Genomic DNA, 20172 nt, shown 5'->3' on the forward strand with positions numbered 1-20172 from the left:
GCCATGTCTGAGAAAACTTTCCTGGTGGAAATCGGCACCGAAGAGCTGCCACCAAAAGCCCTGCGCAGCCTGGCTGAATCTTTTGCTGCGAACGTGACTGCCGAGCTGGATAACGCTGGCCTGGCGCACGGTAAAATTGATTGGTTTGCTGCTCCGCGTCGTCTGGCGCTGAAAGTGGCAAACCTGGCGGCGTCTCAGCCGGATCGCGAAGTCGAAAAACGTGGCCCGGCGATTGCCCAGGCGTTTGACGCGGAAGGCAAGCCGAGCAAAGCGGCGGAAGGCTGGGCGCGCGGCTGCGGCATCACCGTCGATCAGGCCGAGCGTCTGACCACCGATAAAGGCGAATGGCTGCTGTATCGTGCCCATGTGAAAGGCGAAAGCGCGGAAGCGCTGCTGCCGGACATGATTGCCACGTCTCTGGCGAAGCTGCCCATTCCTAAGCTGATGCGCTGGGGCGCGTCTGACGTTCACTTCGTGCGTCCGGTACACACCGTGACCCTTCTGCTGGGCGACACCGTTATCCCGGCGACCATTCTGGGCGTGGCGTCCGATCGCGTGATCCGCGGCCACCGCTTTATGGGCGAGCCAGAGTTCACCATCGACAATGCCGACCAGTACCCGCAGATCCTGCTGGAGCGCGGTAAAGTGATTGCCGACTACGAACAGCGTAAAGCCAAAATCAAAGCGGACGCGGAAGACGCGGCGCGTAAGATTGGCGGTAAAGCCGATCTGAGCGACAGCCTGCTGGAAGAAGTGACCTCGCTGGTGGAATGGCCGGTTGTGCTGACCGCGAAGTTCGAAGAGAAATTCCTGGCCGTTCCGGCTGAAGCGCTGGTGTACACCATGAAGGGTGACCAGAAGTACTTCCCGGTCTATGCCAACGACGGCAAGCTGCTGCCAAACTTCATTTTCGTGGCGAACATCGAATCGAAAGATCCGAGCCAGATTATCTCCGGTAACGAGAAGGTCGTGCGCCCACGTCTGGCGGATGCCGAGTTCTTCTTCAACACCGACCGTAAAAAGCGTCTGGAAGATCATCTTCCACGCCTGCAGACCGTACTGTTCCAGCAACAGCTGGGTACGCTGCGCGACAAGACCGACCGTATTGCGGAGCTGTCCGGCTGGATCGCTCGTGAAATCGGTGCCGACGTTAACCACGCGACCCGCGCAGGCCTGCTCTCCAAGTGTGACCTGATGACCAACATGGTGTTCGAATTTACCGACACCCAGGGCGTGATGGGCATGCACTACGCGCGTCACGATGGCGAAGCGGAAGACGTGGCGGTTGCCCTGAACGAGCAGTATCAGCCGCGCTTTGCGGGTGACGAACTGCCGTCCAACCCGGTAGCTTGTGCTGTCGCAATTGCCGATAAGATGGACACCCTGGCGGGTATCTTCGGTATCGGCCAGCATCCGAAAGGCGACAAAGACCCGTTTGCGCTGCGTCGTGCTGCGCTGGGCGTGCTGCGTATCATCGTTGAGAAGAACCTGAACCTGGATCTGCAGACCCTGACCGAAGAAGCGGTGCGTCTGTACGGCGATAAGCTGACCAACGCCAACGTTGTGGATGACGTGATCGACTTTATGCTCGGTCGTTTCCGCGCCTGGTATCAGGATGAAGGTTACACCGTCGACACCATTCAGGCGGTTCTGGCGCGTCGTCCGACCCGTCCGGCTGATTTCGATGCGCGTATGAAGGCGGTTTCTCACTTCCGTACGCTGGAAGCGGCATCTGCTCTGGCGGCGGCCAACAAGCGTGTCTCCAACATCCTGGCGAAGTCCGACGAGACGCTGAACGAGCGCGTGAACGCCGCGACGCTGAAAGAGCCGGAAGAGATCGCCCTGGCGATGCAGGTTGTGGTGCTGCGCGACAAGCTCGAGCCGGTCTTCGCGGAAGGTCGCTACCAGGAAGCGCTGGTGGAGCTGGCCGAGCTGCGTGACGTCATCGACGCCTTCTTCGAGAAAGTGATGGTAAACGTAGAAGATAAAGAGCTGCGTATTAACCGTCTCTCTATGCTCGAGAAACTGCGTGAACTGTTCCTGCGCGTGGCGGATATTTCGCTGCTGCAGTAATGTGCCCGTTGTGACAAATGCTAAAAACCCGCTTCGGCGGGTTTTTTTATAGTGTGTTGCTGAAAATTTAACCTTGAAATGGTCAACCCATTACCGCTATCCTTACCCCCGTTAACTTTCTCGCGCTGGAGTGCCCCCCAAAAATGAACAAACACGACTGATGAATTTCGATCCTTGCTAAAACGCCACCGCGTCGGCAGGGGATGTTTTGATTTCATTCAGGAGTGCTTATGGCTCATTTTGCGCAGTCCCCTTCTTTTATTTTGCATCAGGTCACCTGTCAGTTTCCGACGGGCGATACCCTTTTTGGTCCGCTGAATCTCACGCTGGAACCCTCCCTGTGCGCGCTGGTTGGCCGCAACGGCAGCGGAAAAACGCGTCTGCTGCGCTTGCTGGCGGGGCTGGACGAACCGGCTACCGGTCATATTGAACGCTTTGGCTCGCATGCCTGGGTGGCGCAGCAGCATGTTATTTCTTCGCAGACGACGCTGGCTGAACTTCTCGGGTATGACGCGATTTTTGCGGCGCGTAAGCGCATTGACAGTGGTGATTATCAGCCTGACGATCTGGCGTTACTCGACGGCCACTGGGATATCGCCGAACGTCTGAGCGAAGCGTTTATCAATGCGACGCTCCCACCGTTTGAGCCTGATAAGCCCGCCATAGAACTCAGCGGCGGCGAGCGCATCCGCGCCCTGCTGTGCGGGGCGTTTACGGCGGGCGCGGACTTTCTTCTGCTGGACGAACCGACTAACCATCTGGATCGACAAGGCCGGGCGTGGTTCTACGACCAGTTGAGTCGGTATCAGGGCGGCGTGCTGGTGGCCTCTCATGACCGCGAACTTCTGGAGCAGGTGCCGCGTATTCTTGAGCTGAGCGCCTCGGGTCTGCGCAGCTACGGCGGAAATTATGCGGATTATCAAGCCCTGCGCGATGCCGAACAGCAGGCTGCCCGCGCGGCGCTGGAACATGCGGCAACCGAGCGCAAACGCACCCGCGCGCGCATGCAAAAAGAGCATGATGACAGCCAGCGGCGGTCGGCAAAGACGTTACGCACCGTCGATACCCTGAATATCGCATCGTTCGAGCGGGTCAAATATAAAGGCGCGGCAAAGGAACGTATCGGCACCTGGAAAAAACAGCACAGCGAGCAAAACGAAGCGCTGAACGCCGCGGTAAACAAGGCGCGTGAACGCGTTGAAGACGATAACCCGGTCATGTTCACTCTGCCGGGAAGTCAGATCCCGGAGGGGAAGCAGGTGCTGGTGCTGGAGGATCTGGTGCTGCAGCATGTACCTGTTCCTCCGCTCAACTGGCGGATGGACGGACCGATGCGCGTGGCGTTAAAGGGGTCGAACGGCTGCGGGAAGTCGACGCTGTTAAAAACCCTCCTCGGCGAGATGGCTCCCCGTTCGGGTAGCTGTAAAGTGTCCGTCAGCTGCGCTTATCTCGACCAGCATCTCTCCCGTCTCGATCTCTCGCAGTCGGTCATGACGCATCTCAATTTGAGTCATACCCCTCTGGAAGAGGGGGTATTGCGAACCCGTTTAGCGCAGCTTCAACTGGGAGCTGACAAAGTGATGCTCCCATTGGCGGCGCTCAGCGGCGGTGAGCGTCTTAAGGCTGCCCTGGCCTGCGTGCTGTGGCGCGCGGAGGCCACGCAGCTTCTGCTGCTGGATGAACCGACCAACCATCTGGATCTGGCTTCAGTCCAGGCCATTGAAGCGGCGCTGGCCGGTTTCCCTGGGGCACTGCTGGTGGTATCACACGATGAGGCGTTTTTAAGCGGCTTAACGTTAACGCATGAGCTGGTGTGGGAAAAGGCGGGTTGGCGTTGTGATAGCCTGTAAAACACAAGCCCCCGCAAAGGCGGGGGCATTCAATCTTCACTACGCGATCTGCTTGCTGAGTGCAGGGTTGGCCTGAATCAGGCGCATCAGCCTTAACTCGGTTGGGGTGGGTTTCTCACGTTTTGACTCCCACTCCTGCACCATAGCCACGCTGACACCCATCGCTCTGGCGAATTCTTCGGTTTTCAGTCCTGTCCCTTTGCGCAATTGCTCATATTCTGTAAAGGGATTGGATTTTTGTTGCAGGGTAATCGTCTGCGGTACATCTTTAAAAATGATCTGTTCCAGGCTGCTCAGCAGCTCAAACTCAGGATCTTTATATTCCATTGAGGACTCCTCTTAAATCTCACATCGTGATCAAGAACATCAGAGAGCCAATTAAGAATAGTCCCTAATACCAACCCAGGATCGTCACGGGTGTGATTAATCGTGCGGTAACGATCGCTGTATCCGATTCAGCAATATGGAGAGTTATGCTAATTCCCTGATTAGTCATATGTCGGCTTCGCCAGGTATTTTTTTGTAAATGGTAAGAAATAAATCGGCAATAGCCGTTTTGCATGAAAAGAGTATCTTGCAAGGCTGACCTGGACTATCCTTGTCAGCGTCGGGCACGCGTGTGCCGGTGTGCGCTTTTTTGGGTGAAAGGAGTAATAAAATGGCGACAGGAAAGTCCTGCTCTCGCTGGTTTGCGCCTATTGCGGCGTTGCTGATGGTTGTTAGCCTGAGTGGGTGTTTTGATAAAGAAGGCGATCAGCGCAAAGCGTTTATCGATTTTCTGCAGAATACAGTGATGCGCAGCGGCGAGCGGTTGCCAACGCTGACTGCGGATCAGAAAAAACAGTTTGGCCCCTTTGTATCCGATTACGCCATTCTTTATGGTTATTCACAGCAGGTAAGCCAGGCGATGGATTCCGGTATCCGCCCGGTAGTGGATAGCGTGAACGCCATCCGCGTTCCACAGGATTATATGACGCAGCGTGAACCATTGCGCCAGTCCAACGGTGCGCTTGGCGTGCTGAGCCAGCAGTTGCAGAATGCGAAAATGCAGGCTGACGCGTCACGTTCTGCGCTGAAGCAGGGCGACGATCTCAAACCGGTCTTCGACAAAGTGTATGAGAAAGTGGTGACCAAACCGTCAGAAGCACTGCAGCCGTTGATTCCGGCCGCGCAAATCTTCACGCAGCAGCTGGTCCAGGTGGGTGACTTTATTGCCCAGCAGAATACGCAGGTAAGCTTTGTTGCCAACGGTATTCAGTTCCCGACCTCCCAGCAGGCAAGCCAGTACAATACGCTGATTGGGCCGCTGGCCTCTCAGCATCAGGCCTTCAGCCAGGCCTGGAGTGCCGCAGTCGCTGCCACAGAATAAACCGAAAAAACCCCGCTTCTGGCGGGGTTTTTTTATGCGTTGCGAAAATAACGCTTGTCATTCCTCTACCACATCGGTATAACTATTCCCGTCGGTTTGTTACACAGACCTAAAGCAGTTTAGTAAAGCAGTCCAGATTGTTATCCATAGATACCCTTCGTAGTGACCCTTCCTTCATCGCTTAAAAATCTGTAACGCAATCCATCAAGCCGGAAGGCACAATATATTTGTTAATAAGGTAATTTCTATGTCTGCTAAAATGACTGGTCTGGTAAAATGGTTCAACGCTGATAAAGGTTTCGGCTTCATCACTCCTGACGATGGCTCTAAAGACGTGTTCGTACACTTCTCTGCTATCCAGAACGATGGCTACAAATCTCTGGACGAAGGTCAGAAAGTGTCCTTCACCATCGAAAGCGGCGCTAAAGGCCCAGCAGCTGGTAACGTTGTAAGCCTGTAAGCTTCCAACCCAGTAGCAAAGAATTTAAAAACCCGCCTTCTGGCGGGTTTTTTCGTTTCTACCGTTGCACCTGCGGGTTCACGCAGTTTATCTCCACCTTTCCACCTAATGCGGCAATCAGATTATCGACCGCGGTGGCCGCCATGTTGTAGCGCGTCTCATGGGTGGCTGAGCCGATGTGGGGCAGGGCAACCACGTTAGGCATTGTCAGCAGCGGGGAGTCCACCGGCAGCGGCTCCTGCTCAAACACGTCCAGACCTGCTGCATGGATCTCACCGTTTTTCAGAGCCTCAATCAGCGCCTTCTCATCCACCACCGGGCCACGACCCGCGTTGATGAAAATGGCAGATGCCTTCATTTTTTCAAACGCCTCTTTACCAATCAGATGACGGGTTTCATCCGTCAGCGGCAGCACCAGGCAGACAAAATCGGCTTCCTGCAGCAGGTTATCCAGCTCGCAGTAACGGGCGTTGAAGCGTTCTTCGGCTTCACTGTGATGGCGACGCGCGTTATACAGAATCGGCATGTTAAAACCAAAATGCGCGCGCTGCGCCAGCGCCAGCCCGATACGCCCCATACCGACAATGCCCAGCGTTTTGCCGTGAACATCCACACCGAACCAGTCCGGACCAATGCTTTTTGTCCATTCGCCCGCTTTGACGCGCTCAGCCACTTCCACCACGCGACGGGCCGTGGTGAGCATGAGCGCCATCAGCGTATCGGCCACGGTTTCCGTCAGAGCATGCGGGGTATGCATCAGCAGGATCTTGCGGGCGTTAAGCGCATCCACGTCGAAGTTGTCGTAACCCACGGAAACGGTTGAGGTAGCACGAAGCTTCGGCATTTTCTCCAGCAGGGCGACATCCACTTTTTCGCTTGAACCCAGCAGGCCTTCCGCGCTCGCGAACGCGTCGGCGTGCTGTGCCACGGTTTCCGGGCGCAGGTTCTTCACCTGCGTGACGGTGAAGTGCTCTTCAAGGCGTTTCTGCAGATCTTCCGGCAGGGTTTTATACAAAATGACGGACGGCTTCATGCTAATCTCCGTTGATTTTTTAAGGATTCAGGCGTGGCGAGCGCCGACAGGGTGTTGTTGATTATTAGCAGGCTTAACAATCAGAGTAAGCCATACCGAGGCGAAAAGCGCCACCCCCATAAAGATGTACGATGCGGATGGGCTGCCGGTGGCACCGTTCAGGTAACCGACGAACCAGGAGCCGCAGAACGAACCCAGTGCACCCATACTGTTAATCAGCGCCATCGCACCCCCCGCCACGTTACGCGGCAGCATCTCGGGGATGATGGCAAAGAACGGTCCGTAAGGGGCGTACATGGCCGCACCGGCAACCACCAGCAGCGTATAAGAGACCCAGAAGTGGTTTGCGCCCACGGCCCAGGAGCCAATAAAGGCGAAGGCAGCAATCAGCAGCAGCGGCCAGACAAACAGCTTGCGGTTCTGCAGCTTGTCCGACGCCCAGGAAACGATAATCATGGCGATGGTTGCCGCCAGATACGGTACGGATGACAGCCAGCCTACTTCGACCATGCCGAGGTTTTCACCGCCGCTGCGGATAATGGACGGCAGCCACAGCACAAAGCCGTACACACCAATGCTCCAGGTAAAGTACTGCGCACAGAGCAGGATCACGTTACGCGAGCGGAAGGCTTCACCATAGTTACGCACCGCCTTCAGACCTTGCTGTTCTTTGTCCAGCTGCGCCTGCAGCGCTGCTTTTTCATCTTCGGAAAGCCACTTCGCCTGGGCAGGTTTATCTTTCACCAGCACCCACCAGCAGAAGGCCCAGATAATTGCCGGTACCCCTTCAATGATAAACATCTCGCGCCAGCCGAAGGACTGGATCAGGTAGCCGGACACCACCGACATCCACAGTACCGTGACCGGGTTACCGAGGATCAGGAAGGTATTCGCGCGCGAGCGCTCAGATTTGGTAAACCAGTTGCTGATGTAGATCAGCATCGCGGGCATAACCGCCGCCTCAACGACGCCGAGGATAAAGCGAATGGCGGCCAGGGCAGGAATATTGTTCACCATGCCGGTCAGCGACGCGCAGGCGCCCCACAGGATCAGACAGATGAAGATCAGCTTACGCACGCTGCGGCGTTCCGCATAGATCGCGCCGGGGATCTGGAAGAAGAAGTAGCCCAGGAAGAAAAGGGCACCCAGCAGGGAGGAGATCCCTTTGGTGATCCCGAGGTCCTCGGTGATCCCTGCGGCGGACGCGAAGCTGAAGTTGGCACGGTCAAGGTACGCCAGGCTGTACGTGATAAACACGATTGGCATGATGTACCACCAGCGTTTTACTGCATTGGTCGAACTGTTCATAGGCTTGCCTCTGTTGTTGAGGTTGTTACCGCCGTTGTCTGTAGGGTACACGGTGGCTTAATTATCTGGTGCGGCTTGCTGCCTCACCCTGGCCCTCTCCCACAGGGAGAGGGAATTTAAACGCCGAGCTGTGCTCGTGTTGGTAATCCTTCGCTGTCGCCCTGCACCTGAATGGCCAGCGAGCCAATCTTGTTGCCTCGCGCGACGGCCTGCGGCAGCGTTTTACCTTCCAGCAGGGCGCTAATCACGCCCACGGCAAAGCCGTCACCTGCGCCGACGGTGTCGACGACGTTCTCGACCTTCACTGCCGCGACCGCGCCCTGCTCGCCGTTGGCCGTTTTAAACCACGCGCCATCGGCACCGGTCTTCAGCACCACCGCTTTTACCCCTTTATTCAGGTAGAAGTCGGCGATGCCTTCCGGCGTGCTTTCGCCGGTCAGAATCATCCCTTCTTTCAGGCCTGGCAGAACCCAGTCCGCCCGGAACGCCAGACGGTTCAGTTTCTCCACCATTTCCGCTTCGCTTTTCCACAGCACCGGACGCAGGTTGGGGTCGAACGATAGGGTTTTCCCCTGGGCTTTCATGGTGGTCGCGGCATGATCCAGCAGCTCATACGAGCTGGCAGAGAGTGCCGCGGCTACGCCGCTCAGGTGCAGATGACGTGCGGAGGCAAAGTAATCGGCGTGGTAATCCGCGACAGAAAGGTGGCTTGCAGCCGAGCCTTTGCGGAAATATTCCACGATGGGATCGGTTCCATTTTCGACCTTGGATTTAAGCTGAAAGCCGGTAGGGAAGCGTCCGTCGAGGGTGACCCCTGCAGCATCAATCCCCTCTTTTTTCAGCGAATCGAGAACGAAATGGCCAAAGCTGTCATCCCCCACGCGGCTGACCCAGCCCACGTTCAGGCCGAGACGCGCCAGGCCGGTCGCGACGTTGAGTTCAGCGCCTGCGACGCGTTTGATAAAGTGCTCCACCGCACTCAGCTCGCCCGTTTCGGTGGCGACAAACATGGCCATGGCCTCGCCGATCGTGATGACATCCAGCGTCTTGTGCATGGTTTACTCCTCGCGCAGCAGGTTGACGTAATGGCGGGTAACGGCGGTTAAATCCGCCCCTTCCAGCGGGAATTCGATACCGCGCGGGGCATCGGCAGGCAGCTGGCCGAGCAGATCCAGCCAGCGCGCATCGGCGCGGTCCGGTGCGACGGCGCGGAAGTTATCTTTATGCGGCACGGCGGCTTTCACGTGGATATAGCTCACCGCAGGGGCCAGGTGACGCGCGGCCTCTTCAGGGGAGTCGCCCACCCACAGCCAGTTCCCCATATCGAAGGTCAGCGTGACGGGGAGCGCCATTTCCCGACAGGCGGCCTGGAAGCGCTGCATGGGCGCGAGCTGTCCGCAGTCGGTCTGATCGTTCTCCACGACCAGCGCCATGCCGCTGGTATTCAGCAGCGTACGCAGGGCGTCCAGAGGTTGCGCGTCGCGGAAATGGCCGAGGGAAACCTTCAGCCAAAGTGCGTTCAGGGTGTTGGCTTCAGAAAGATAGCGGGGCAGGTCCGGGTTGAGGGTGCCGTCGGGCATAAACAGGGCGGCGGGTGCGGAGTAGCACGCCAGCAGACCCAGCAGCTCAATGGATTCGCCCAGCGCAGGCAGCGCCAGCAGCTCTTCGCTGTTGAACAGTTCCCGGCGGATCTCCACGCCGTCTGCCCCCGCGCCAGCAATAACGGGGAGCATCGCCCGTTGACCGCCCGCCTGTCGCACCTGTTCCGCACCGTACGCGGCGGTGACCACCATAATTTTCCTGCCCATCTTCGGACTCCATCGCAACATATCAATACTATTACGCTAGATGGAACCGGTTCCAAAGAAAAGGTCAGGATGTTGAATTTATGATCGCTATCACAAGGGAAATTTAACGCGCGGTGGAGCCACGAACGATCAGCTCGCCGGAGAAGACCTGCTCGCGAACGGCATCGCTGGTGCCTTCAATACGACGAACGACTTGTTCAACAGCAGCATAGCCAATCTGCCAGGTGGGCTGTTTGAGGGTAGTAATGCCGACGCCAGCCAGCTCTGCCCACTCCAGTTCATCAAACCCCAGCAGACCGATGTCGCTGCCCCAGTGCAGGCCAATGCGCTTGAGCGAGCGGGCGACCTGCAGCGTCAGCGCCCCGTTGGCGGAGATAACCGCTTTGCGCATCCCACGATGGCGCGTATGGAACTGACGCAGGGTGTTGTCGAGCTGCCCGGCTTCGTGAAGCGGCGTTTCGGCATTTTCGGCGATCACGCCGGGATAACGCTCCAGCGTGGCGCGAAATGCGCTCAGGCGTTCACGTCGGGTATTGACCATCCCCAGCGGTTCACTCAGAAACAGAATGGCCTCGAAGCCCTGTTCAATCAGATGTTCGGTGGCGGTCGTGGCGGCCTGGATGTTATCCAGCCCGACCACGTCGCAGGCAAATTCCGGGATTTTACGGTCGATGAGGACCATGGGCAGGGAGGATTGCTGCAGGCGATTCAAGCCTTCTTCACGCATGCCTACCGCGTTGACCACAATCCCTTCCACCTGATAGCTGCGCAGCAGGTCGAGATAATGCAGCTCCTGGTCGACTTCGTTGTTGGTATTACAGACCAGCGGCGTGAAACCCTTCTCGCGACAGGCGGCTTCGATACCGCTGAGCACGTTCACGGAGTAGGGGTTGGTGATATCGGCGATGATCAGCCCGATAAGGCGGGTGCGGCCGCGTTTGAGCCCGCGCGCCATGAGGCTGGGACGGTAGTCGAGATCGGCAATGGCCTGTTCAATACGCGCCAGCAACGCATCGGACAGCAGGTGTTTCTCGCCGTTAAGATAGCGCGAAATGCTGGTTTTACCGGTTTTGGCGGCTTTCGCCACGTCGCTGATGGTGGCCCGGGCTGGTTTGCTCATCACTGATTTCCCTGAATTTAGTGAGAATACCTTAGCGGGAAAATCGGACGAATCAAGCATTTTGCCCGGTGGCGCTGCGCTTACCGGAGGATGCGGTCTGATGCCCTCACCCCAACCCTCTCCCACGGGAGAGGGCGCAAACACTAAAAACGGCAACGGGGTTGCCGTTTTGCTTTTACCTACTGAATTGGGCTTAACGTAATCTCTACGCGGCGGTTCTGCGCTTTGCCTTCCGCCGTGCTGTTGCTGGCGATAGGGTTGGCAGGGCCCATGCCGCTGGTGCGGATGCGGTTTGCTTCAACGCCCTGGGTGATCAGCGAGCTGGCCACGGAATCGGCGCGCTGCTGGGACAGACGCATGTTCAGATCCTGGCTGCCGGTGCTGTCGGTGTAGCCAATCACGTTCACGGCGGTCTTGTTGTACTCTTTCAGCACCATCGCCACGCCGGTAAGGGTGTTCGCACCCGCGGGTTTCAGCGTTGCGCTGCTGCTGTCGAAGGTGACGTTGTTCGGCATGTTCAGGATGATGTTATCGCCGCTGCGCGTCACGCTCACGCCGGTTCCCTTCATTTTGTCGCGCAGTTTTGCTTCCTGCACGTCCATGTAATAACCGACGCCGCCGCCCAGGGCCGCGCCCGCCGCTGCGCCAATCAGCGCGCCTTTGCCGCGGTCTTTCTTGGAGGAGGAGAGCGCCCCAACGCCTGCGCCGACCAGCGAGCCGATACCCGCGCCAATGCCGGATTTACCCGCTTCGCGCTCACCGGTGTAAGGGTTGGTTGTGCAGCCAGAAACAGCCAGTGCACCGCTCACCAGAGCGGCAATAACGAGTACGCGTTTTTTCATCTTCTTTCCTTAATCCTTTTTATTCTTTGCCACGGCGAACGTGGCAGTTGATTATGACGTCCAGATACGGAGAAAATTCCGGGTATAACTCTGAAATTTGTGACAAACCATAAACGGTCTCAGCAAGAAGGCCGTAAAACCTGCACGCAACCAGGAGCGCACGCTTGAGCACCTCAACGAAAACCATTCTGACCGCCGCCCACTGGGGGCCGATGCTGGTCGAAACCGATGGCGAAAATGTTCTGTCGTCTCGCGGAGCATTGCCAACACAACATCCCAACTCTTTACAGACCGTCGTTCGCGATCAGGTGCACAGCAAAACACGCGTGCGCTGGCCGATGGTGCGTAAAGGTTTTCTCGCCTCACCTGACAAGCCGCAGGGCATTCGCGGTCAGGATGAGTTTGTTCGCGTGAGCTGGGATGACGCGCTGGCGCTGATCCACACCCAGCACAAGCGCATTCGCGACAGTTACGGTCCGTCGTCCATTTTCGCCGGGTCCTACGGCTGGCGCTCTAACGGGGTGCTGCACAAGGCATCGACGCTGCTGCAGCGCTATATGAGCCTGGCGGGCGGCTATACCGGTCATCTGGGGGATTACTCCACCGGTGCAGCGCAGGCGATCATGCCGTACGTCGTGGGCGGGAACGAGGTGTACCAGCAGCAGACCAGCTGGCCGCTGGTGCTGGAACATACCGACGTGGTGGTGCTGTGGAGCGCTAACCCTCTTAACACGCTGAAAATTGCCTGGAATGCCAGCGACGAGCAGGGCATTGGCTATTTCGACGCGCTGCGCAAAAGCGGCAAGCGCATCATCTGCATTGACCCGATGCGCTCTGAAACCCTGGATTTCTTCGGCGACAGCGCCGAGTGGATTGCCCCGCATATGGGCACCGACGTGGCAATGATGCTGGGTATCGCCCATACCCTGGTGGAAAACGGCTGGCACGATGTCGCATTCCTGACGCGCTGTACCACCGGCTTCGATAAATTCGCCGACTATCTGACGGGTAAAACGGATGATGTAGCCAAAACGGCAGAGTGGGCGGCTGACATTTGCGGTGTTTCTGCGGATAAACTCCGCGAAATGGCGGCGTTATTCCATAAAAACACCACGATGTTGATGTCCGGCTGGGGGATGCAGCGCCAGCAGTTTGGCGAGCAAAAACACTGGATGCTGGTGACCCTCGCCGCGATGCTGGGGCAGATCGGTACGCCGGGCGGCGGTTTTGGTCTCTCCTATCACTTTGCCAATGGCGGTAACCCCACGCGTAAAGCGGCGGTGCTGGCGTCTCTGCAAGGTTCGGTGCAGGGGGGCGTGGACGCCGTGGATAAAATCCCGGTGGCGCGTATTGTTGAAGCCCTGGAAAATCCGGGCGGTTTTTATCAGCACAATGGTCTCGACCGCCACTTCCCGGATATTAAATTTGTCTGGTGGGCGGGCGGGTCGAACTTCACGCACCATCAGGATACCAACCGCCTGATCCGCGCCTGGCAGAAGCCGGAGCTGGTGGTGATTTCAGAGTGCTTCTGGACCGCCTCGGCGAAACACGCTGATATCGTGCTCCCGGCGACCACCTCGTTTGAGCGTAACGATCTCACCATGACCGGCGACTACAGCAATCAGCATATGGTCCCGATGAAGCGCGTGGTGGCCCCGCGCGATGAGGCGCGTGATGATTTCGACGTGTTTGCTGAACTGAGCGAGCGGTGGGAAGCGGGCGGTCGCGCGCGTTTTACCGAGGGAAAAACCGATCTCGAATGGCTGGAAACCTTCTACCAGATTGCCGGGCAGCGCGGCGCGGCGCAGGGCGTGACGCTCCCGCCATTTACTGAGTTCTGGGAGGCGAACCAGATCGTCGAAATGCCGGAGAGCGAACAGAACGCGAAGTTTGTTCGTTTTGCCGATTTCCGCCGCGATCCGGAGAACCACCCGCTGAAAACCGAGAGCGGCAAGATCGTGATCTACAGCGAGCGCATCGCCAGCTTTGGCTATGCTGACTGCCCGCCGCATCCCACGTGGCTCGAGCCGGACGAATGGCACGGCAACGCCCGGCCGGATCAGCTGCAGGTATTATCTGCCCATCCCGCGCACCGTCTGCACAGCCAGCTTAACTATACCTCCCTGCGCGAGCAGTATGCGGTCGCCGGGCGAGAGCCCATCACGCTGAATACCCTTGATGCGCAAGCGCGCGGGATTGCGGACGGCGACGTGGTGCGCGTCTGGAACGCGCGTGGACAAGTGCTGGCAGGGGCGGTGGTGAGCGACGGGATTAAGCCGGGCGTGATCTGCATTCATCAGGGCGCATGGCCTGACCTTGAGCTCGCCGAAGGCGGTATCTGTAAAAACGGGGCGGTTAACGTGCTGACCAAAGATCTCCCCAGCTCGAAGCTGGGGAATGGTTGCGCAGGGAACACGGCGCTGGCCTGGGTCGAGAAATATACGGGTCCCGAGCTTACCTTAACGGCGTTTGATCCGCCTGCCAGCTCATGATCCACGTCGGGTGTTGGGTGTCATCCTGCCAGGCGCTGTCTTCAATGCGAAAGCCCTGAGCATGGTAGAAATTCACCGCCCGGACATTTTTCTGATACACCTCCAGGGTTAAGTGCGGGAAGCGCTGTTGAACATGGTTCAGCAGCGCGCGCCCGATGCCTTTCCCGATGCATGACGGCGCCACAAACAGGGCGCCGACAAACTGAGACTGCATCACGCTGATAAATCCGCAAGGTTCGCCGTCCTGCTCCCAGACCCAGGTTTCAGCGGACGGCAGATAAACGTCCCGCACCATGGCCTCATTCTCTTTCCAGTAATTCGGCGCGATGAACGGATGCGCTTCCGTGGTGCTTTCCAGCCACAGGCTCAGCAGCGGCGCGGTATTTTCATTTTGCCATTTGCGGATCATGATGGCCTCCCGGATGACAGAAGCAGCCGGTAACGTGGTCGTTGACCAGGCCACAGGCCTGCATAAAGGCGTAGCAGATGGTGGAGCCGACAAACTTAAAGCCGCGTTTTTTCAGGGCCTTCGAGAGCGCATCCGAGGCCGGAGTGGCGGCCGGAATTTCCGCGAGCGTGGTCGCCTCCGTGACTTGCGGAGCGTTATTCACAAACGTCCAGACAAAATCTGAAAATGATTCGCCGTTTTGTTCCATCGCCAGATAAGCGCGTGCATTACCGATGATGGCCTGGATCTTGCCGCGATGGCGGATGATGCCGGCATCCTGCACCAGTCGCTCGACGTCCTCATCGGTCATCGCGGCGACGGCGACGGGGTCGAACTGGTGGAAAGCGCTGCGGTAATTTTCGCGTTTTTTCAGTACCGTAATCCATGATAACCCCGCCTGCTGGCCCTCCAGGCAGATCATCTCAAAGAGCTTTTTGCCATCCCTTTCCGGCACGCCCCATTCCCGATCGTGATAGTCGATATAAAGCTGATCCTGGCTTACCCAACCGCAACGTTCCATCCGTCATCTCCCTTATTGATACTGATTTCGCAAAAATTTCGTTCTGACTGGCTTGACGTGTTTACTATAAAGACAATAGTTAATACAGGGCCATATGCTCTCTAAGCTCTTCCTGAATAACGACAAATATCGCCGAATTCGGCTCTCTCTGGGGTCGCGTTGAAGATGATAAAAAAAATCAGTGGTCGCCATGCTGTGTCTGGCCTGGTGGGGATTTCAGCCTGCCTGTTTTTTTGTAATACAGCGTCTGCCTGGCAACAGGAATATATCGTTTCAGATGCCCAAAATAATACGGCGGAACGCTATACATGGGACGCGGATCACCAACCGCGCTATGAGGATATTCTCGCGGAGCGTATTCAGTCTTCGCAAAATGCGCCGGGTCTTGCTCTGAATATACCGTCTGGCAGCACGACAGAGGGGGCGATGAGCGTAGGCTGGAATTTTCCCGTTTCAGCGCGTATCACCACAGGCCCGGTGGTGGCGTGGCGGTACGACGGCACGGCTCCCATGATGATCAACGAGTTTGGTGATAGCGCGTCGACACAGTCAGTTACGGACCCGCTCTGGCATGCCAGCGTCAGCACGCTGGGGTGGCGCGTTAACACCCAGTACGGCGATCTCCGGCCCTGGGCGCAGATCAGCTATAACCAACAGTTTGGTGAAAACCAGTGGAAATCGCAGTTTGGTATGCCGCAAACGCCAGCTCCTGCCCAAAATGGCAGCTGGATGGATGTCACCGTGGGAACGGATATTCCCTTTAATACGCACATGGCGGCCTATGCCTCGCTGGCTCAGGGGGAGCATACCACCACCGGTGAGGAGTTTTTATACACCCTCGGCGTCAGCGCCAATTTCTAGCGTTGTTACTTTTTTAAACGTTACGATAACATCTCGAATACAATAACCACGGGCTTTACAGCGATAGCAGATACTAACACGCTGTCGCTTTATTCCCGTGCCAGGTCATTCATTCCCGATTCCAGGCATTTCATTCCGTTCCGCCTGCATTTCATGCCGTTTTACCCCAGGCATATTGAGGTTTTGTTTATCGTTGTCCTCAGCGAATTCCCTCAATTTATCTTGCAGGACAACTGCCATGAACACATCAACCTATAACCGCACGCGCTGGCTCACGCTCTTTGGCACCATCGTCACTCAGTTTGCGCTGGGATCGGTCTATACCTGGAGCCTGTTCAACAGTGCGCTTTCTGACAAACTCGGCGCACCGGTCAGCCAGGTCGCGTTCTCCTTTGGTTTGCTGAGCCTGGGTCTGGCGATTTCATCTTCCGTCGCGGGCAAGCTGCAGGAGCGTTTTGGCGTGAAGCGCGTGACCATGGCGTCCGGCATCCTGCTGGGACTGGGCTTTTTCCTGACCGCGCATTCCAGCAATCTGATGATGCTCTGGCTGAGTGCGGGCGTGCTGGTGGGACTGGCGGACGGCGCGGGCTATCTGCTGACGCTGTCAAACTGCGTGAAGTGGTTCCCGGAACGTAAAGGCTTAATCTCCGCGTTTGCCATTGGTTCTTATGGTTTGGGCAGCCTCGGGTTCAAATTTATCGATGCCCATCTGCTGGCGTCCGTTGGCCTCGAAAAAACCTTCATGATCTGGGGCGCAATCGTGCTGGTGATGATTCTGTTCGGCGCCACGCTGATGAAGGATGCGCCGCAGCAGGAAGTGAAATCCGTGAATGGCGTGGTGGAGAATGATTTCACCCTCGCGCAGTCCATGCGTAAACCGCAGTACTGGATGCTGGCGGTGATGTTCCTGACGGCCTGCATGAGCGGCCTGTATGTCATCGGCGTGGCGAAAGATATCGCGCAGGGGATGGTGAAACTGGATGCAGCCACGGCGGCCAACGCGGTGACCGTCATCTCCATTGCTAACCTCTCCGGTCGTCTGGTCCTCGGTATTCTGTCCGACAAAATCGCCCGCATCCGCGTGATTACGATTGGGCAGGTGGTTTCGCTGGTCGGTATGGCGGCGCTGCTGTTCGCTCCGCTGAATGAAGCCACCTTCTTCGCGGCAATTGCCTGCGTGGCCTTTAACTTCGGCGGCACCATTACCGTCTTCCCGTCACTGGTGAGCGAGTTCTTTGGCCTGAACAATCTGGCGAAAAACTACGGCGTGATCTATCTGGGCTTCGGGATCGGCAGTATCTGCGGCTCGCTGATTGCTTCCCTGTTCGGCGGGTTCTACGTAACCTTCTGCGTGATATTTGCCTTGCTGATTATCTCCCTGGCGCTGTCAACCACGATTCGCCAGCCGCAACGTGAAGTTTTTAAAGAAGTTCATGCATAATCGCGACGAGAAAGGCCGGTAATCCGGCCTTTTTATTTTTTTAACCTGGAAATAAAGCGATTTTGTCTGTTTATGGATTTGCTTTTTTGTAAATAACTGTACTGATCACACTCTCTGCTGCCACTTTTCCGCTTCCCTGTGGTCTACTTACCACGCCTGTAGACGTTTCATTGAACGATCCCCTGAGCGTATGTCTAATCTGCCCACTTTTTAATCGAGGTGGGCGGCGGTACTGTCCCTTTTTCCGGGTAGCTTGCATGAAATACATTAAATCGATGGCGCAACAAAAGCTCTGCTTTTTGCTGGCGTTGTACATCGGCCTGTTTATGAACGGCGCAGTTTTTTTCCGTCGGTTTGACGGTTACGCGCATGATTTTACCGTCTGGAAAGGAATTGCAGCGGTTGTCGAATTGGTCGCTGCGGTACTGGTCACCTTCTTTTTATTCCGTATTCTTACCCTGTTTGGCCGTCGCGTGTGGCGAGTGCTGGCAACGTTTATCGTGCTGTGCTCGGCGGGTGCCAGCTATTACATGACTTTTATGAACGTGGTGATTGGCTACGGCATTATTGCCTCGGTGATGACCACGGATATCGACCTCTCTAAAGAGGTTGTGGGGCTGCACTTTATCCTCTGGCTGGTAGCGGTCAGCGCCTTGCCGCTGCTGCTCATCTGGAGCAACCGCTGCCGCTATACCCTTGTTCACCAGATCCGCACGCCAGGAAAGCGATTCAGAAGCGTCGCCGTGGTGCTGCTGGCGGGCCTGATGGTCTGGGGGCCGATTCGTCTGCTGGAGGTGAAGCAGAAGAATGATGAGCGTACCTCCGGCGTGGATATGCCGAGCTACGGTGGCGTGGTTGCCAACTCTTATTTACCGTCTAACTGGATCTCCGCGCTGGGGCTGTATGCGTGGGCGCAGGTGGATGAGTCCTCGGATAATAAGTCGCTGATAAACCCGGCGAAGAAGTTTACCTATGTGGCGCCAAAGGATATCGACGATACCTACGTCGTCTTTATTATCGGAGAGACCACGCGCTGGGATCATATGGGCATTCTCGGCTATAACCGTGATACCACGCCTAAACTGGCGCAGGAAAAGAACCTGATTGCCTATCGTGGCTATTCCTGTGATACCGCCACCAAACTTTCCCTGCGCTGCATGTTTGTGCGCGAGGGCGGGGCGAGCGATAACCCGCAGCGTACGCTAAAAGAGCAAAACGTCTTCTCGGTGCTGCATCAGCTTGGGTTTACCTCCGACCTCTATGCGATGCAGAGTGAGATGTGGTTCTACAGCAACACCATGGCGCAAAACATCTCCTACCGCGAGCAGATTGGCGCAGAGGCGCGCAACCGTGGCAAACCTGTCGATGACATGTTGCTGATTGATGAGATGAAACTCTCACTCAACGGGAACCCTGATGGTAAGCATATGATCATCCTTCATACCAAAGGGTCGCACTTTAACTACACGCAGCGCTACCCGCGCAGCTTTGCCAAATGGACGCCGGAGTGCGTCGGAGTGGATAAAGACTGCACCAAAGCCCAGTTGATTAACTCTTATGACAACTCCGTGATGTATGTGGATCACTTTATTGATTCGGTGATTGACCAGGTTCGCGATAAGAAGGCTATTGTCTTCTATGCGGCGGACCACGGTGAATCTATCAATGAGTTCGAGCATCTGCACGGTACGCCACGCAAGATGGCGCCGCCCGAGCAGTTCCGCGTGCCAATGATGGTGTGGATGTCCGATAAGTATCTGGAAGACCCGGAGAAAGCGAAGATGTTTGCCCATCTGAAGAAAGAGGCGGAAATGAAGGTGCCGCGTCGTCACGTTGAGCTGTACGACACCATTATGGGTTGTCTCGGCTACACCTCACCGAACGGTGGGATTAACGAAAACAACAACTGGTGTAAACTCCCTGATAACAGCGCAAAAGCCGCGCAGTAGCTGCTCTGGCGAGAATATCGCCAGTTGAATGGCTTTTTGAAAATAAGGGATTGACGGGGGCGCACCTCAGCAGTAAGATGCGCTCCGCATTCGGCGAGTAGCGCAGCTTGGTAGCGCAACTGGTTTGGGACCAGTGGGTCGGAGGTTCGAATCCTCTCTCGCCGACCACATTCTGAAAAGGGCTAACCGTAAGGTTAGCCCTTTTTGCATTATGGCCTTAGCTCTTCAGAGTAATCAAAACGCCCCTTACGCCCGCTTCTCCCTGCCTGTTAACGATTTTGTGACATAATCCATTGTATTTTTTTATATATAGATTGATCTTTTTTCGCGTTGCTTATGGATAACCTCAGCATTTTTCGCTGTGCGTTTTAACGTTCGCGGTATTTAGTGCTCAGATAATCACCATTCTGCAAGAAAATTTACCCATTCTGAATAAAAGTTAATCACTGATTGTTGCGAAATATGAAGATAGTTGTGCTGCAACATGGCGAGTAGCATAAATTTCCCTGCTGAAAACTGACGCTCATGGTTTTTTTAATCTTTGTTTGCGGTTTCTCACACTCAGCGTAAATCCCCGTCACCTGTATTGACGTTTTCA

Annotated in this window: 17 protein-coding genes and 1 tRNA gene; 9 read left to right on the forward strand and 9 right to left on the reverse strand. The window is 56.4% G+C overall.

Annotated elements, in window-relative coordinates:
* Positions 1-3: 3 nt before the first annotated feature.
* Together glyS and ACEPLT_RS00810 are read left to right on the forward strand one after the other, a co-directional pair.
* Positions 4-2073: a glycine--tRNA ligase subunit beta gene (gene glyS, locus ACEPLT_RS00805; protein WP_219984201.1), complete on the forward strand. Its 2070-nt coding sequence runs from the start codon at positions 4-6 to the stop codon at positions 2071-2073.
* Positions 2074-2303: 230 nt separating this feature from the next.
* Entirely contained in the window at positions 2304-3923 is a 1620-nt protein-coding gene (locus tag ACEPLT_RS00810) for an ABC-F family ATP-binding cassette domain-containing protein (RefSeq protein ID WP_232929157.1), read from the forward strand.
* A gap of 39 nt (positions 3924-3962) precedes the next feature.
* Here the strand turns inward: ACEPLT_RS00810 and ACEPLT_RS00815 are convergent, their stop codons facing one another.
* Entirely contained in the window at positions 3963-4250 is a 288-nt protein-coding gene (locus ACEPLT_RS00815) for an HTH-type transcriptional regulator (RefSeq protein ID WP_008502755.1), read from the reverse strand.
* Between the two features lie 331 nt (positions 4251-4581).
* Here ACEPLT_RS00815 and ACEPLT_RS00820 point away from each other — a divergent pair, with 331 nt between their 5' ends.
* A complete protein-coding gene (locus ACEPLT_RS00820) occupies positions 4582-5292 on the forward strand; it encodes a DUF3053 domain-containing protein (RefSeq protein WP_008502756.1) in 711 nt (236 codons plus the stop codon).
* Positions 5293-5539: 247 nt separating this feature from the next.
* Positions 5540-5752: a transcription antiterminator/RNA stability regulator CspE gene (cspE, locus tag ACEPLT_RS00825; protein WP_003860775.1), complete on the forward strand. Its 213-nt coding sequence runs from the start codon at positions 5540-5542 to the stop codon at positions 5750-5752.
* Positions 5753-5810: 58 nt separating this feature from the next.
* Here cspE and ghrB read toward each other — a convergent pair whose 3' ends face one another.
* The 6 genes from ghrB to ACEPLT_RS00855 all read right to left on the reverse strand — a co-directional run bounded on the left by ghrB (position 5811) and on the right by ACEPLT_RS00855 (position 11863).
* Positions 5811-6785, reverse strand: coding sequence for a glyoxylate/hydroxypyruvate reductase GhrB (gene ghrB / locus ACEPLT_RS00830; protein ID WP_232929158.1), 975 nt, complete (start codon positions 6783-6785; stop codon positions 5811-5813).
* Between the two features lie 27 nt (positions 6786-6812).
* Positions 6813-8093 carry an MFS transporter gene (locus ACEPLT_RS00835; RefSeq protein ID WP_046091977.1) on the reverse strand — a complete coding sequence of 427 codons (1281 nt, stop codon included), beginning with the start codon at positions 8091-8093 and terminating at the stop codon, positions 6813-6815.
* Between the two features lie 116 nt (positions 8094-8209).
* Positions 8210-9148: a sugar kinase gene (locus tag ACEPLT_RS00840; RefSeq protein WP_023294842.1), complete on the reverse strand. Its 939-nt coding sequence runs from the start codon at positions 9146-9148 to the stop codon at positions 8210-8212.
* 3 nt (positions 9149-9151) lie between these two features.
* The gene (locus ACEPLT_RS00845; protein WP_032623049.1) at positions 9152-9901 is read right to left on the reverse strand and encodes a sugar phosphate isomerase/epimerase family protein; all 750 of its coding nucleotides are present in this window, start codon (positions 9899-9901) and stop codon (positions 9152-9154) included.
* Positions 9902-10004: 103 nt separating this feature from the next.
* Positions 10005-11021, reverse strand: coding sequence for a LacI family DNA-binding transcriptional regulator (locus ACEPLT_RS00850; protein WP_023345235.1), 1017 nt, complete (start codon positions 11019-11021; stop codon positions 10005-10007).
* Positions 11022-11200: 179 nt separating this feature from the next.
* Positions 11201-11863 carry an OmpA family lipoprotein gene (locus ACEPLT_RS00855; RefSeq protein ID WP_008502762.1) on the reverse strand — a complete coding sequence of 221 codons (663 nt, stop codon included), beginning with the start codon at positions 11861-11863 and terminating at the stop codon, positions 11201-11203.
* A 212-nt stretch (positions 11864-12075) separates the two neighbouring features.
* Here ACEPLT_RS00855 and ACEPLT_RS00860 point away from each other — a divergent pair, with 212 nt between their 5' ends.
* On the forward strand, positions 12076-14355 hold the full coding sequence (locus ACEPLT_RS00860; RefSeq protein ID WP_232929163.1) for a molybdopterin guanine dinucleotide-containing S/N-oxide reductase: 2280 nt from the start codon (positions 12076-12078) through the stop codon (positions 14353-14355).
* Here ACEPLT_RS00860 and ACEPLT_RS00865 read toward each other — a convergent pair.
* A complete protein-coding gene (locus ACEPLT_RS00865; protein ID WP_008502764.1) occupies positions 14318-14764 on the reverse strand; it encodes an N-acetyltransferase in 447 nt (148 codons plus the stop codon). The two genes, ACEPLT_RS00860 and ACEPLT_RS00865, sit on opposite strands and share 38 nt — an antisense overlap.
* A complete protein-coding gene (gene tag / locus ACEPLT_RS00870) occupies positions 14742-15323 on the reverse strand; it encodes a DNA-3-methyladenine glycosylase I (RefSeq protein ID WP_021242476.1) in 582 nt (193 codons plus the stop codon). Before tag ends, ACEPLT_RS00865 begins: the two co-directional genes overlap by 23 nt.
* A gap of 165 nt (positions 15324-15488) precedes the next feature.
* On the opposite strand from tag, the gene ACEPLT_RS00875 reads away from it, so the two are divergent.
* The 4 genes from ACEPLT_RS00875 to ACEPLT_RS00890 all read left to right on the forward strand — a co-directional run bounded on the left by ACEPLT_RS00875 (position 15489) and on the right by ACEPLT_RS00890 (position 19742).
* Positions 15489-16184 (forward strand): autotransporter domain-containing protein, encoded by a 696-nt coding sequence (locus ACEPLT_RS00875; protein WP_021242477.1) that lies wholly within the window; start codon positions 15489-15491, stop codon positions 16182-16184.
* A 238-nt stretch (positions 16185-16422) separates the two neighbouring features.
* Positions 16423-17625 (forward strand): L-lactate MFS transporter, encoded by a 1203-nt coding sequence (locus ACEPLT_RS00880; protein ID WP_008502767.1) that lies wholly within the window; start codon positions 16423-16425, stop codon positions 17623-17625.
* Positions 17626-17882: 257 nt separating this feature from the next.
* Positions 17883-19574, forward strand: coding sequence for a kdo(2)-lipid A phosphoethanolamine 7''-transferase (eptB, locus tag ACEPLT_RS00885; RefSeq protein WP_008502768.1), 1692 nt, complete (start codon positions 17883-17885; stop codon positions 19572-19574).
* A gap of 91 nt (positions 19575-19665) precedes the next feature.
* Positions 19666-19742: transfer RNA gene (locus ACEPLT_RS00890), tRNA-Pro, on the forward strand.
* Positions 19743-20172 lie beyond the last annotated feature (430 nt).

It is taken from the genome of Enterobacter sp. fkY84-1 (assembly GCF_052974705.1).

Bases quoted from the DNA above. Each gene is read 5' to 3' on its own strand.
- ACEPLT_RS00845 (WP_032623049.1), bottom strand. From the start codon at position 9,901: ATGGGCAGGAAAATTATGGTGGTCACCGCCGCGTACGGTGCGGAACAG.
- ACEPLT_RS00875 (WP_021242477.1), top strand. From the start codon at position 15,489: ATGATAAAAAAAATCAGTGGTCGCCATGCTGTGTCTGGCCTGGTGGGG.
- ACEPLT_RS00880 (WP_008502767.1), top strand. From the start codon at position 16,423: ATGAACACATCAACCTATAACCGCACGCGCTGGCTCACGCTCTTTGGC.
- ACEPLT_RS00820 (WP_008502756.1), top strand. From the start codon at position 4,582: ATGGCGACAGGAAAGTCCTGCTCTCGCTGGTTTGCGCCTATTGCGGCG.
- ACEPLT_RS00810 (WP_232929157.1), top strand. From the start codon at position 2,304: ATGGCTCATTTTGCGCAGTCCCCTTCTTTTATTTTGCATCAGGTCACC.
- tag (WP_021242476.1), bottom strand. From the start codon at position 15,323: ATGGAACGTTGCGGTTGGGTAAGCCAGGATCAGCTTTATATCGACTAT.
- cspE (WP_003860775.1), top strand. From the start codon at position 5,540: ATGTCTGCTAAAATGACTGGTCTGGTAAAATGGTTCAACGCTGATAAA.
- ACEPLT_RS00865 (WP_008502764.1), bottom strand. From the start codon at position 14,764: ATGATCCGCAAATGGCAAAATGAAAATACCGCGCCGCTGCTGAGCCTG.
- glyS (WP_219984201.1), top strand. From the start codon at position 4: ATGTCTGAGAAAACTTTCCTGGTGGAAATCGGCACCGAAGAGCTGCCA.
- ACEPLT_RS00860 (WP_232929163.1), top strand. From the start codon at position 12,076: ATGCTGGTCGAAACCGATGGCGAAAATGTTCTGTCGTCTCGCGGAGCA.
- ghrB (WP_232929158.1), bottom strand. From the start codon at position 6,785: ATGAAGCCGTCCGTCATTTTGTATAAAACCCTGCCGGAAGATCTGCAG.
- ACEPLT_RS00855 (WP_008502762.1), bottom strand. From the start codon at position 11,863: ATGAAAAAACGCGTACTCGTTATTGCCGCTCTGGTGAGCGGTGCACTG.
- ACEPLT_RS00840 (WP_023294842.1), bottom strand. From the start codon at position 9,148: ATGCACAAGACGCTGGATGTCATCACGATCGGCGAGGCCATGGCCATG.
- ACEPLT_RS00850 (WP_023345235.1), bottom strand. From the start codon at position 11,021: ATGAGCAAACCAGCCCGGGCCACCATCAGCGACGTGGCGAAAGCCGCC.
- eptB (WP_008502768.1), top strand. From the start codon at position 17,883: ATGAAATACATTAAATCGATGGCGCAACAAAAGCTCTGCTTTTTGCTG.
- ACEPLT_RS00815 (WP_008502755.1), bottom strand. From the start codon at position 4,250: ATGGAATATAAAGATCCTGAGTTTGAGCTGCTGAGCAGCCTGGAACAG.
- ACEPLT_RS00835 (WP_046091977.1), bottom strand. From the start codon at position 8,093: ATGAACAGTTCGACCAATGCAGTAAAACGCTGGTGGTACATCATGCCA.